Source organism: Pseudomonas sp. RtIB026 (assembly GCF_016861355.2).
GTDB lineage: Bacteria > Pseudomonadota > Gammaproteobacteria > Pseudomonadales > Pseudomonadaceae > Aquipseudomonas > Aquipseudomonas peradeniyensis.
On sequence record NZ_AP023348.2, the window covers coordinates 5,633,542 to 5,646,570 of the forward strand.

General features: G+C 66.0%; 12 protein-coding genes. 4 read left to right on the forward strand and 8 right to left on the reverse strand.

All coding sequences use genetic code 11. From position 1 onward, the window contains the following. Window positions 1-81: 81 nt before the first annotated feature. The 4 genes from PRtIB026_RS25255 to PRtIB026_RS25270 all read right to left on the reverse strand — a co-directional run bounded on the left by PRtIB026_RS25255 (window position 82) and on the right by PRtIB026_RS25270 (window position 5,411). Complete coding sequence (locus tag PRtIB026_RS25255; RefSeq protein WP_203652590.1) at window positions 82-1,476, reverse strand: efflux transporter outer membrane subunit; 1,395 nt, start codon at window positions 1,474-1,476, stop codon at window positions 82-84. A 149-nt stretch (window positions 1,477-1,625) separates the two neighbouring features. Then, complete coding sequence (locus PRtIB026_RS25260; RefSeq protein WP_203650640.1) at window positions 1,626-2,687, reverse strand: HlyD family secretion protein; 1,062 nt, start codon at window positions 2,685-2,687, stop codon at window positions 1,626-1,628. Window positions 2,688-2,714: 27 nt separating this feature from the next. Then, complete coding sequence (locus tag PRtIB026_RS25265; RefSeq protein WP_203650638.1) at window positions 2,715-4,238, reverse strand: MFS transporter; 1,524 nt, start codon at window positions 4,236-4,238, stop codon at window positions 2,715-2,717. A 237-nt stretch (window positions 4,239-4,475) separates the two neighbouring features. Beyond that, entirely contained in the window at window positions 4,476-5,411 is a 936-nt protein-coding gene (locus tag PRtIB026_RS25270) for a LysR family transcriptional regulator (RefSeq protein ID WP_203650636.1), read from the reverse strand. Window positions 5,412-5,659: 248 nt separating this feature from the next. Between PRtIB026_RS25270 and PRtIB026_RS25275 the strand changes: the two genes are divergently transcribed. The 3 genes from PRtIB026_RS25275 to PRtIB026_RS25285 all read left to right on the forward strand — a co-directional run bounded on the left by PRtIB026_RS25275 (window position 5,660) and on the right by PRtIB026_RS25285 (window position 7,036). Further along, on the forward strand, window positions 5,660-6,106 hold the full coding sequence (locus PRtIB026_RS25275) for a universal stress protein (RefSeq protein WP_203650634.1): 447 nt from the start codon (window positions 5,660-5,662) through the stop codon (window positions 6,104-6,106). Window positions 6,107-6,215: 109 nt separating this feature from the next. Next, window positions 6,216-6,542, forward strand: a complete 327-nt coding sequence (locus tag PRtIB026_RS25280; RefSeq protein ID WP_050704328.1) for a type II toxin-antitoxin system PrlF family antitoxin — start codon at window positions 6,216-6,218, stop codon at window positions 6,540-6,542. Further along, the gene (locus tag PRtIB026_RS25285) at window positions 6,539-7,036 is read left to right on the forward strand and encodes a type II toxin-antitoxin system YhaV family toxin (RefSeq protein ID WP_203650632.1); all 498 of its coding nucleotides are present in this window, start codon (window positions 6,539-6,541) and stop codon (window positions 7,034-7,036) included. The genes PRtIB026_RS25280 and PRtIB026_RS25285 overlap by 4 nt, the downstream gene beginning before the upstream one ends. A 44-nt stretch (window positions 7,037-7,080) precedes the next feature. Here PRtIB026_RS25285 and PRtIB026_RS25290 read toward each other — a convergent pair whose 3' ends face one another. Genes PRtIB026_RS25290 through PRtIB026_RS25305 form a run of 4 tightly spaced genes read right to left on the reverse strand, consistent with a single transcriptional unit; the run spans window position 7,081 to window position 11,842 of the window. Beyond that, window positions 7,081-7,941, reverse strand: coding sequence for an HlyD family secretion protein (locus tag PRtIB026_RS25290; RefSeq protein ID WP_203650630.1), 861 nt, complete (start codon window positions 7,939-7,941; stop codon window positions 7,081-7,083). Between the two features lie 10 nt (window positions 7,942-7,951). Further along, window positions 7,952-8,152, reverse strand: coding sequence for a DUF1656 domain-containing protein (locus tag PRtIB026_RS25295; protein WP_028689551.1), 201 nt, complete (start codon window positions 8,150-8,152; stop codon window positions 7,952-7,954). Then, window positions 8,142-10,319, reverse strand: coding sequence for an FUSC family protein (locus PRtIB026_RS25300; RefSeq protein ID WP_203650628.1), 2,178 nt, complete (start codon window positions 10,317-10,319; stop codon window positions 8,142-8,144). The genes PRtIB026_RS25295 and PRtIB026_RS25300 overlap by 11 nt, the downstream gene beginning before the upstream one ends. Further along, complete coding sequence (locus PRtIB026_RS25305; protein ID WP_267813226.1) at window positions 10,316-11,842, reverse strand: efflux transporter outer membrane subunit; 1,527 nt, start codon at window positions 11,840-11,842, stop codon at window positions 10,316-10,318. Before PRtIB026_RS25305 ends, PRtIB026_RS25300 begins: the two co-directional genes overlap by 4 nt. 180 nt (window positions 11,843-12,022) lie before the next feature. On the opposite strand from PRtIB026_RS25305, the gene PRtIB026_RS25310 reads away from it, so the two are divergent. Then, on the forward strand, window positions 12,023-12,970 hold the full coding sequence (locus tag PRtIB026_RS25310; protein ID WP_028689548.1) for a LysR family transcriptional regulator: 948 nt from the start codon (window positions 12,023-12,025) through the stop codon (window positions 12,968-12,970). Window positions 12,971-13,029 lie beyond the last annotated feature (59 nt).

The window sequence follows — 13,029 nt, forward strand, 5'->3', positions numbered from 1 at the left end:
AGGGCAAGTCGCATCGGCGCACCGCCGCTCCCACGCATACCTGGGAGCCCCCGTGGGAGCGGGCTTGCCCCGCGATACTGCTCAGACCTGGTCGAACGCCTGCCAGCCACCGCCCAGCGCCTTGTACAGCCCCACCAGCGCCTGCGACACCGCCGCCGAGCTGTCGATCCACTGCTCCTCGCTGGCCAGCAACGCCGACTGCACCGTCAGCACGTTGAGAAAGTCCACCGCCCCTTCCACATACTGGCGCTGCGCGGTCTCCAGGGCGATGCGGTTCTGCCGCACCGCCTCGGCCAGGTGATCGCGACGCAACTGGCTGGCGTTGTACAGGCGCAGCACATCGTCGATCTCATGCCAGGCGCCGAGCACCACCTTGCGGTAGTTCAGCGCCGCTTCCTGCTGCTGGGCCTCGCGCAGTTCCAACTGGCCCTTGAGCCGTCCGCCCTCGAAGATCGGCAACGACAGCTGCGGCCCGAAGGCGAACCTGCGCGAATCCCAGGCACCGAAATCGGACAACTGCATGGCCTGGAAACCGACACTTCCGGACAGGCGGATGCTCGGATAGAAATCGGCCTTGGCCACGCCGATGCTGGCGGTGGCCGCATGCAACCGGGCCTCGGCCTGGCGGATATCCGGACGGCGCTCGGCCAGCTCCGACGGCACGCCGATGGCAAAGCGCTGCTGCGGCGCGGGCAATTCGCCGCCCTGCAGCAGCTGGGCCTGCAAGCTGCGCGGCGGTTCGGCGGCAAGCAGGCTCAGGGCATTGATCAGGTCGTCGCGGCGGGCCTCCAAGGTCGGCAGGCGCGCCTCGATCGACGCCACCTGGGCGCTGGCCTGGGCGACGTCGAGCCGGGTGGCGACACCTTCGGCCTGGCGGCCTTCGGACAGCTTCAGGCTGTGCCGGGCAACCTTGAGGTTGTCCTGGGTGATGTCCAGGGTGTGCTGCACGGCGCGCAGCTGGATGTAGTTGCCGGCGGTCTCCGACAGCAGCGCCAGCAGCACGCCACGGCGATCGTTCTCGGCGACCGCCACGGTCGCATCGGCGGCCTCGACTTGACGGCGCACACGCCCCCACAGGTCCAGTTCCCAACCGGCGACCAGATCGCCTTGCCACAAGTTATACGCCGACTTGCCGGCCTTGCCGGAGGGGTCGTTCAATCCTTCGGCGCTGTTACGCGCCCGGCTGTAGCCTGCGTTTGCATCCACCGAAGGCATCTCGTCGGCCGCCACGGTGCTGCGCAAGGCGCGGCTTTGCAGCAGGCGGGCGCTGGCCATCTGCAGGTCGAGATTGCGTTCGGCGACCTGCTGGATCAACGCGCTCAGCTGGGCGTCGTGAAAGCTGTCCCACCAGCGCAGTTCCAGCGGTTCGGCTACCGGCTGGCTGGCCGCTGCCTCACTTTGCAACGAGGCCCAATCCCGAGGCGCTTCGCTGGACGGGCTCTGGAAATCCGGTCCGAGGGTGCAGCCGGCCAGCATCGCGGCCAGCAGCAAGGGGGCCGCTGCGCGCCCCTTTCGCGGCGCAAGGCCGCTCCTACAAAGGATCGCGGTCGCCTGTAGGAGCGGCCTTGTGCCGCGAAAGGGCTGCGCAGCAGCCCCGGCACTCTCAATTTTTTCAACCACATTGCTCATCGCGCCGTCACCTCTTTAACGGCCAGCTTGTCGCCCTGGGTATCGATGACCGCCTCCACCGACATGCCCACCCGCAGGCGCTCCAACAACGGCTGGCCATCGTCAAAGACAATCTTCACCGGAATACGCTGCACCACCTTGGTGAAGTTGCCGGTGGCGTTGTCCGGTTTCACTTCCGCGAAGGTCACCCCCGTGGCCGGGGCGATGCTCTCGACGCGGCCGTGGAGTTTCTCGCCGGAAAAGGTATCGACGCTGATGCTCACCGGCTGGCCCGGCTGAACGTGGGTCAGCTGGGTCTCCTGGAAATTGCCGACGATGTAGGCGCGCTCCAGCGGCACCACCGACAACAGTCGTGCGCCCGGATTGACGTAGGCGCCGACGCGCAGGGCGCGCTCACCGACCATGCCGTCCACCGGCGCAGCAATGCGGGTGTAGGACAGATCCAGCCGGGCTTTCTCCAGGCCGGCCTCGGCCCGTTTCAGCTGGCCATCGGCACTGGCCACCTGGGCGTCGAGGATATCCACCTGCTTGCGCGTCGCCACCAGCGCCGCCTGGGTGTTGGCCAGCCGGGCACGGGCCTGGTCAACGCCGCTGCGCGCCTGCTGGGCGTTCTGCACGGTGCCGGCGCCCTGCTCGGCCAGGCGGCTGTAGCGGGTCACTTCGTGATCGGCGAACGCGGCCTCGGCCTGGGCCGCCTTCACCGCGGCCTCGGCCTGGGCGATCAGCGCTGCCTGGCGCTCGAGGGTGGCGCGGGCATCCAGGCTCTGCGCCCTGGCCACCAGCAACTGGGCCTGGGCCGCGTCGAGGGCGGTCTGGTAGTCCCGTGGGTCGATGGTCGCCAGTAACTGCCCGGCCTTCACCTGCTGGTTGTCCTCCACCAGCACTTCCTTGATGAAGCCCGCCACCTTCGGCGCGACCACGGTGTAGTCGGCGGTCACGTAGGCGTCGTTGGTGCTCTGGCGGTGGTCGCTGCCGAACATCCAGGGGCCGACGATGGCGGCCAGCACGGCCACGGCGAGCACCGAGCCGATAAGGATTGTCTTGCGGTTGTTGGTCATTTCAAGGTCTCGGATTCATCCACGGATTCAGGCCACCGCACGCGGCGGGAAGATCCGGGTAGGCACGAAGGGGATCAGGCAGATCAGGGCGACAGCGATGCCCGCCATCACCAGGTAAAGGTCGGCCGAGGTCAGCACCAGGGCCTGTTCATGGATGCGCTTGGCCAGGCCAACGGTGTTGTCGTCGATCAATGGCGCGTTGCCCAGGCTGTCGACCAGGTGGTTGGAATGAAAATGCCGGCGCAGGGTACCCAGGGCGTCGAGCAGACCGCCGGCGATCACCGCCGACAGGCCCTTGACCGTGTTGAACCAGGCGGAGGCGAACGGGCCTTCCTGCGGGGTCATGCCATTGGTGGAAAGCATCAGCAGCGGCAGCACCGCCATGGGTTGGCCGAACACCTGCAGCAGGTAGAACGGATAGAAATCGCCGCGGATCCACTGCGAGGTCAGCAGGCTGCTGCCCACGCACGAGACCGCCAGCATGGCCAGGCCCGTCGCCAGCACCCAGCGGCAGTCCACCGCGCGGATGTTGCACAGCGCTGCGGTCAACGGCAGGGCGATCAGCTGCGGCATGGCCACCAGCATCATCAACGGGCTGGTCTGCGCCGGGCGATAGCCCTGGATCTGCGCCAGGTAGGCGGACGGAATGCTGCCCACCCCCGAAAGCACGATCAGCACCCCGGCCAGGGTCACCAGAGCGAAGCTCAGGTTGCGCCGCGTGAGCATGCGCAACTGGAAGAACGGCAGCGGCTCGGACCATTCGTTGAACATGAACAGCACCAGCAGCAACACGCCGCCGCCGAGCAGCCAGCAGATCAGCGGCGAATCGAACCAGCCCCAGCGATCGCCCAGCGACAGGCCGAGGACGATGCAGCTGATCGCCGGCAGGCCGAGCAACACGCCACGCCAGTCCAGTTGCCTGAAGCGCTCGAGGCGCAGCGGGTCCTGGGGCAGGCCCCAGCCGACGCAGGCGATCGCCAGCAGCGACGGCAGGATGATCTGCCAGAACGCCCACTGCCAGCCGACGTATTCGGTCCACAGGCCCGCCAACGGCGTACCAAGGTTCGGTCCGAAGGTGGCGGTCAGGGCATAGCAGGCCAGGCCGTAGACCTTGATGCCCGGCGGCAGGAAACGCAGCGCCACGCTCATCAGCATCGGCGGCAAGGCGCCCGAGGCGAAGCCCTGCAGCACGCGCAGCAGCATCAGGCTGTGCAGGTTGGGGGCGAAGGGTTGGATCAGGCCAAGCACGGCGAACAGGCCGACGGCGCTCATGGTGAAGCGGCGCAACGAGAAGGTGGTGGCCAGCCAGGGCGCGAAGGCCATGGCCGAGACCGAGGCGGCGGCATACACCGCCAGCAGCCAGGCGCCTTCGTCAGCGCCGATGCCCATGGCACCACGGATGTCGCTTAGCGAAATCTTGGTCACCGCCTCGTTGAGCCCGGCGCACAGCACCGCCAGCAACACGCCGAACAGCCCGACCACCACCCGCAGGCCGAACGCCGTCTGCGCAGGGGCGACCAGCGCGGCAGTAGGCGCGGTCAGGGAACTCATGGATAGACATCTCCAGCAACAAATTCAGGGCTGGAGCAAGTCTATGAAGGTCGAATGCTGACGAAAACTGACTTGTTGGCAGGTTTATGTTGCGTCAGACGCAATCCATGAAAAATGCGCATCCCCTGTAGGAGCGGCCTTGTGCCGCGAAAGGGCTGCAAAGCAGCCCCAGCGATTTTTGCGTTAACGCCGAAATCCGGGGCCGCTATGCGGCCCTTTCGCGGCACAAGGCCGCTCCTACCGAGAACGCGCAGGGTTTGAGGCTGGCGTGGGCTCGCCCGCGCAGCAGGCGCGCATGGTCTGGCGCAGCCAGCGATGCGCCGGGTCGTTGTCGAACCGCGGATGCCAGGCCTGCATCACCCGCACCCGCTCCAGCGGCACCGGGATCTCGAACGAGCGCAGCGGCAGGCCGAACTTGGTCACGCTGCCAAGGATGTTCGCCGGCATCGGCAGGATCAGGTCCGACTCCGGCAACGAGAACATCGCCGAATGAAAGCTCGGCGTGATAAGCGCCACCCTGCGCTGCACGCCATGGGCGCCCAGCTCCACGTCGATCGGCCCATTGGCCCGCCCGCGCCGCGACACACTGATCTGCGGGTAGCGGGCAAAGCGCTGCGGGGTGATCTCGGTGTCGAAGATCGGGTGGTCGGCCCGGGCCAGTCCGACGAACCAGGTGTCGAACAGGCTCTGCACCTTGATCTCCGGTCCCATGTCGATGCTCGAACTGACCACCAGGTCGATCTGCCCGTGGCGCAGCACCAGGTCGTCGTCGCCCTGGTGCTCGGGGACGAAGCGCAGCACGGTGTTCGGTGCCTGTTCGAGCATCATGTGCAGCAGGCGCGCACCGTACAGGGCGATGAACAGGTCGTTGGTACGGATGTTGAAGGCCCGGTCGAGGTTCGGCAGGTCGACCTCGTCACCACTGCGAAACACCAGACCGGCCTGCTCCACCAGCGCCCGTACCTGGTCGCGCAGGGCCAGTGCCCGGGGCGTCGGTACCAGGCCACGGCCAGCGCGCACCAGGATCGGGTCGCCCATGGCCTCGCGGATGCGCCCCAGCGTGCGGCTCATGGCCGCCGGGCTCAGGTTCATGCGCTGGGCAGCGCCGACCACGCTGCCTTCGTCGAGCAGGGCGTCGAGGGCGACGAGCAGGTTCATGTCCGGGAGTTGCATGGCCGTTTTCCGTGACAGCTGTGGGAAACGCGATGGTATCAGGTTGGTGGATTGCGTCAGGCGCAATGGCACCGTGCGTGAGGAGCCATTTATTCAATAGAGGAATGCATCAAGAATGGTGTCGCCCTCTTCGCGGGCAAGCCCGCTCCCACAGGTCCGAGGACAGCAGTGAACCTGTGGGAGCGGGCTTGCCCGCGAAGAGGCCAGCACAGCTAACACACCCCGCCAGCCTTGCCCAAGGAACCCCCATGCCCCGCCCGGTCCTGATCGCCATCGACGCCTCCCCCGCCAGCCACGCCCTGCTCGACCTCGCCCGTCGTTACTGCCGCCCGGGCGAACACACCCTGCACGTGCTGCTGGCCATCGACTCTACCTTTGCCGTGCACGACCACCGTACGGCCTACACCGAAGAAGAGCTGGAGGAATACCCCGCCGCCTGCGACGAACAGCAATTGGCCGAGCACGCCGTGAACAGCGCCGTGGGCACCCTGTGCGAAGCCGGGTTCGACAGCCTGGGCTGCATGGTGGCCGGCCAGCCGGTGGAGGCGATCATCACCAAGGCCCGAGAGCTTGAATGCGAGCTGATCATCATTGGCCACCGCCACCTGTCGCGGGTCGGAAGGCTGCTGGATCCGTCAATCAGTGCCAAGGTGATCGACCGGGTACAAGTCCCAGTGCTGGTTGGGGCCGCTTGAGCCAGGAAAGCCGTTGATCAGGCAGGACACACCAGGTAATGCAACTGCATTGACCAGGTAATGCACTCGCATTACCTTGATCGATATTACCCCTCGCGGACCTACGATCATGGCCACTACCTTCGAAGCCGAGTCGACCCTGACCGAGCGCTACCAGACGACGGTCCCCGAAACCGTTCGCCGTGCCTTGGGCCTGAAAAAACGTGACAAGATTCACTACTCGATCCGCCCTGACGGAGCGGTAATACTGACCCGCGCAGAGACAGCCGAGGAAGACCCCGCCGTGGGGCAGTTCCTGGATTTCCTGGCCCGGGATATCGCCACGAATCCGCAACGATTGAAGGTTGTCGATGCAGAGCTCGTCGCTCGCCTGGATGCACTGGTGGGCGACGTTGAAATCGATCTCGATCAACCTCTCTCGGCGGATGATGAATGACTGAAACGAGGCGCAAACCTCTTTGCGTGCATGGCTGGAGCGTGTTCGCCCACCCCCTCTTTCTCGACAAACTGGAGGCACTCATCGATGAAGTCGAAGTGCTTCAGAAGAAGGATCCGGTCGGCTACGTAAAGAAAAATGCGGCAAAACGATTGAAGGCCGTCAGACGCTTGGCCTTCGACGTCATTGCCCAGGCGCCTGGCAACGCTGACCATCGAATGGGCGGCACACTGGGCGCGGAACACAAGCACTGGTTTCGTGCAAAGTTCTTCCAGCAATACCGCTTGTTTTATCGCTATCACGCCTCCAGCAAGATCATCGTGTTGGCGTGGGTGAACGATGACGACAGCAAACACGCTTACGAAAGCAGTGACGATGCCTACAGAGTGTTCCGTCGCATGCTGGGCAGCGGACACCCTCCTGATGACTGGGACCAACTGTTGCAGGAAGCGACCGCGGCAACAGCTCGATTCAACGCCACCCTCAAGCGCTGACACCTGCCCACCAATCCATCAACGGCGTCAGCGCAAGAACCGGATCATTCCTCGCTCGGTTTAACCACCACCGTACAGGTCGTCCCAGCCGCCAGCAGGAATCCTTCCGGCACTTCATCGATATGGATCCGCACCGGCACCCGCTGCGCCAGGCGCACCCAGTTGAAGGTTGGGTTCACATCGGCGATCAGCTCACGACTCTGCGGGTTGTCGCGGTCGTAGATGCCCCGGGCGATGCTCTCCACATGCCCCTTGATCCGCTCGCCGCTCATCATCTGCAGCTCGGCCACATCGCCCACCTTCACATGGGGCAACTTGGTCTCCTCGAAAAAGCCGTACACCCAGAACGACTGCTCATCCACCACCGCCATCACCGCCTCGCCGGTGCGGGCGTAGTCGCCCTTGTGGATGTTCAGGTTGGTCACGTAGCCATCGACGGTGGCGACGATCTGCGTGCGCTTGAGGTTCAGCTCGGCGGCCGCCAGCCGGGCCTGGGCATGCTGGTAGTCGGCCAGTGCCGAGCTGGCGATGTTGCTGGCGTCGTCGCGGTTCTCCTTGGAGATCACCAGGTTGTCCAGATCGGCGCGGCGCCTGGCGTTGACCTTGCGCATTTCCCAGGTGGCCTTGCGCGAGGCCACCAGTGCCTTGGCCTGGTCCACCGCCAGCTGATAGTGCTCGGCATCGATGCGGATCAGCACATCGCCCTTCTTCACTCGCTGGTTGTCCTTGACCGGCACGTCCACCACATAGCCCGGCACATCGGCGGCGACGTTGATGATGTCGGCGCGCACCCGGCCGTCACGGGTCCACGGCGTGGTCATGTAGTGCAGCCACAGCTGACGGCCGATCGCCACGGCAGCGACCAGCACCAGCAGGGTGGCGATCAGGCTGAAGAACTTTTTCATTGCAGGATTCTCACCAATAGAGCGACAGCGCCAGGGCGCCGAACAGGCAGACGAACAGCGACAGGCGCAGCAGCGCCGGGTGCCAGAAGAAGCGATAGCCATCAACGCTTGCGATGAACCGGTCCAGCCCCCAGGCCAGGCCCAGGGCGAACAGGAACATCAAGGTCATGGTGGGCATGTACACGCCATGGAAGGCGATCTCACGGGGCATGGTGCATTCCTTTCGCCGGTGCCAGCGGCGACTGTGGGTCGAGCAGGGAGGAACGGATGAAGTGCAGGTAGCTCTGCGCCCGGCGCAGCACCGAGGTGTCAAAGTGCCGGGCGAAGGGTTCGTCGGTGGCCTGCACGCGGCTGATGGCGTGGTCCACCGCCACCAGCGCGCGCTCGTGGTTGCTGGCGCTGGGTTGCAGGAACAGCCGCGCCAGGGCCCGGCCCATCACGCGGATGGCCTGGCGCCAGGGCTGCGACTCGGCGTAGGCCGGGTGGATCGGCGCGCGATCCTGCTCCTTGCGCAGCTCGATGATGGCGTGGCCGACCTCCAGCACGGTGAACATCCAGCCCATCAGCTCGCTCTGCACCTGCGGCTTGCCCGCTGCCAGCCCATACGCCTGGTGCAGCAGGTCGCGGGTGCGGCTCTCGAACGCCGAGCCCAAACCGCGCAGGCGCCCGCCGATGGCGAACAGCACCTGCTCGCGCAGTTCCTGCTCCAGGCGGCTCCACAGCCAGCGGCTGTTGGGCGGCAGGATGATCGCCCCGGCCGCGGCGCAGACGAACATGCCGATGACCATGCCGATGTAGTCATTGATGAAGGTGTAGGGGTCGTAGACCGTCAGGTTGTTCGGCACCGAGCCGATGGCGAAGAACACCAGCAGGCCCAGGCCGTAACCGGCATAGGCCGGGCGCGAGGCGAGGAACGCGCCGAGCACGAACACCGGCGCCAGCACCATGCACAGCAGCGGGAAGCCGTCGATCCAGGGGAACACGAAGAACGTCTCGAAGAACCCGATGAACGCGCCGATCGCCGTCCCGCAGGCCATCTGGAACGACATGCGCTTGGGGTTCGGCGAGGCCGCCGACAGGCCCACGGTGACGGTGGCGATCAGGGTCATCATGGCGCCGCTGGGCCAGTCGCTGAGCAGCCAGTAGCTGCCCAGCAACAGCAGCACCGCCGAGGCGCGCACGCCGGCCGCCAGTGATACCAGCCAGCTGGTCTGGGCCACGTAGTGCTCGTCCCACTGCTCGCGCTCGTGCTTGTGCACGGCCAGCGAGGCGTGGGTCTCGGCGTAGCTGTACATCTCGTCGACGAAGCGGTAGAGCAGCTCGAAGGCGGTGTGGAAATCGAGCAGGTCGGACTCACTCGGGCTGGTCTCCAGGTACTCGGCGCGCAAGCCGCGCACTTGGGCCTGCAGGCCTTCCTTATAGGTGCCCAGTTCAAGGGCCAGGCGCAGCGCGTCGGCATCGGTCAGTGCCCGACCGACATAGGGCCGCAGCAGCTCGGCCAGGGTGTCCAGGCCGGGCTCGATGGCGCTGACGATCTGCAACGGGCCACGGGCGCGCAGGCGTTCGAGCAACCGGTGCAGGGCGTTGAAGCGCGTGGTGATGGCCATGAACTCACTGTTCATGCGCACCAGGCGGCCGGAGCGCCGGCGCATATGCGGGTCTTCGAAGGCGGTGACGTTGCGCAGGCTTTCCAGGCCCACCGCCTCGGCGACAAAGCGCACGTTGCTGGTCTCGAAGCGGTCGCGCTGACTGTCGCCGCGCAGGGCCTCGACCACCACCCCGGCGAACACGCCGAAACGCTGGTACAGGGCGTTGCGCATGGCGGCACTGGCCGACTGCGGCAGGATCGCGGCACTGACGAAAGTCGAGACGAGAATCCCCAGGGCGATCTCCAGCACCCGCCACACTGCCGCCATGAACGCCTGGTCGGGGTGCTGCAGCACCGGCAGGCCGATCATCGCCGCCGTGTAACCGGCCAGCACGAAACCATAGGCGCGGAAGGTGCGGTAGCGCATGGCGCCCGCCGAGCACAGGCCGACCCACAGCGCCAGGCTGGGCAGGAACAGCTCGGTGTTCTGCGGAAAGATTGCCATCAACGCGACCATCATCGCCGAGCCGGCCAAGGTACCGAGCACCCGGTAGAAGCTCTTGGCGAACACATGGCCGCTCTGCGGCTGCATGACGATGAACACGGTGATCATCGCCGTGCGCGGCTGCGGCAACTCCAGGCGCATGGCCAGCCACAGGGTGATGAACGCGGCGGCCAGCACCTTGAAGATGTAGACCCAGGTGACCCCGTCGGTGCGCGCCCAGGCAAAGAAGCCCCGGCGCCACTCCAGGCTCCGCAGCCAGCGCAAGGGCAAGCTCGATGTGCTCATTCGGCGTGGTCCGGCTGGTCGAAGATGGCCAGGGTGGCCGGCGTTTTCGGTGCAGCCTGGCGCTCTTGCTCAGGGACATCCTTGCCCGCCTCCAGGCCGCCGCCCAGGGCGGTGACCAGCTCGGCGTGGGCGGTCAGGCGCGCGGCCTGCACCTGCTGCTGCACCTGCTGCTGGCGGAACAGCAGGGTCTGGGCGTTGAGCACGTTGAGGTAATCGGTCAGGCCACGCTGGAAGGCGACGGTGGCGATGTCGTAGGTCTTCTGCGCGGCGGCCACGGATTCGGCGGCGAAATGCGCCTGCTCCTTCATCGACTCGCGGCGGATCAGCTGGTCTGAAATGTTTTTCAGCGCGCCGATCACCGTCTGGTTGTAGCGTGCCACGGCCACGTCATAGCCGGCCGAGGCCACGCCCAGCTGCGAGCGCAGGCGGCCGCCATCGAAGATCGGCAGGCTGATGGCCGGCCCCACGTTGTAGTTGAACTTGCGCCCGGTGAGGAACTCCAGCGGGCCGCCGCCGGTGGCCATGAAGCCAAGGCCGCCGACCAGGTCGACGTTGGGGAAGAAACCGGCGTGGGCCACGTCGATGCCACGGGCCTGGGCCGCCACCTGCCAGCGGCTGGCAACCACGTCCGGGCGCTGGCCGACCAGTTCGGCGGGCAGGTTCGACGGCAGTTTCAGCGGCGCGCCGAGGGTCAGGGTCGGGCGTTGCAGCTGTGCGCCCTCCCCTGGCCCCTTGCCGGCCAGGGCGGCCAGCTGGTTACGAGTCAGGGCGATTTCTTCGTTGAGGCTGTCGATCTGGCGGTGGGTTTCCGGCAGCGGCGCCTCGGCCTGGCTGACCTCGAAATGGGTGCCGATGCCGCCGTCCAGGCGGCGCTTGGCCAGGCCGACGATCTGCTCCTGCTGGGCAAGCTCGGCCTGGACGATATCGCGCCGGGCGTAATGCAGGCTGAGCTGGATATAGGCGCGCACCACGTTGTTCTCCAGTTCCAGCTGGGCCTGGCGCGCCTCGGCGACGCTCACGTGCGCCTGGTCCACGGCCTGCTCGCTGGCATTGCGCTCGCGGCCCCACAGGTCCAGGGCGTAGCTGAAGCCGATGGCGGCGTTGTTGTCCCAGGTGTTGGCGCCGGACAACGCGCCCGGGCCGTAGAACTGATCCTCGGGCCAGTTGTGGCGCTTGAGCGTGGCGTTGCCGTTGGCCTGCAGATTTTCCGCCGACTCGACCACGCCGGCCATCGCCTTGGCTTCCCGCACCCGGGCGGCGGCCATGGCCATGCTCGGGCTGCCGGCCAGGGCCTGGGCGATCCAGGCGTCGAGCTGCGGGTCGCCATAGGCGCGCCACCATTGCTGGGCCGGCCAGTGGGCGTCGCGCGCGGCCTCGCGGATCGCGGCGTCGGTGGTCAGTTGGTTGGCTTGGAGGGTCTTGCTTTGCGGGGCGATGCCCCAGGTTCCGATACAGCCGCTCAAGGTGAGACAAAGGGCACAGGCACTGAACGCATGGAGCGCTCTGATGTGGCGACGCGGCACAGCTGCGATTTCCCGAGGAAGAGGTGGAGGGGCCGAGCAATTCTAGGGGCCGCCCGCACTGGCGATAAGCGCATAATCCTGCGAATCTTTGTTACCAAAACAGCGATAATCCGGCTTTAGTCGGAGGCGAAACTCCGTTACTTCATGTCACAATTTTGTCCTCTAAACCGAGAGTGACCCATGGACACCTTGCAAAACATGCGTGCTTTCAGTTGCGTGGCCCAGCTCGGCAGCTTCACCGCTGCCGCGGCGCAACTGGATACGACCACCGCGAACGTGTCGCGGGCGGTCTCCAACCTGGAAGCCCATCTGCAAACCCGCCTGCTCAACCGCACCACCCGGCGCATCGCGCTGACCGAGGCCGGCAAGCGCTACCTGATGCGCTGCGAACAGATTCTTACCTATGTGGAAGAAGCCGAGGCCGAGGCCAGCGACGCCCACGCCCGCCCCGCTGGGCAGTTGAAGGTGCATTCGATGACCGGCGTCGGCCAGCACTTCGTGGTCGATGCCATCGCCCGCTACCGCGAGTCGCACCCGGACGTGACCTTCGACCTGACCATGGCCAACCGCGTGCCCGACCTGCTGGACGAGGGCTACGATGTATCCATCGTGCTGGCCAGCGAGCTGCCGGACTCGGGCTTCGTCTCGCAACGCCTGGGCATCACCTACAGCATCGTCTGCGCCTCGCCCGAGTACGTGGCCCGCCACGGCAGCGCGCACAAGCCGGCCGACCTGCTCAAGCATGCCTGCCTGCGCATGGTCAGCCCGGTAATACCGCTGGAGAAGTGGCTGTTCGACGGGCCGGAAGGCCAGGAGATGGTCAACATCACCACCTCGCCGTTCCAGGTCAACTCCGCGGACGCTATGAAGACTGCGATCCGCAGCGGCATGGGCGTAGGCGTGCTGCCGATCTACTCGGCCATCGACGGCCTGCGCGACGGCAGCCTGGTGCGGATCATGCCGGAGTATCGCCTGCAGGAGCTGAACCTGTACGCGATCTACCCGTCGCGCCAGTACCTGGATGCCAAGATCAAGACCTGGGTCGAGTACCTGCGCAATTCGCTGCCGGAGATTCTTGCCGCCCATGAGGCCGACCTGAAGACTCATGAGCTGCTGATCGCCAACTGAAAAAAGCGGCTGCATTGGGGGTGGGGACAATGGTAGGTTGCTAACCATCGATTCCAGTG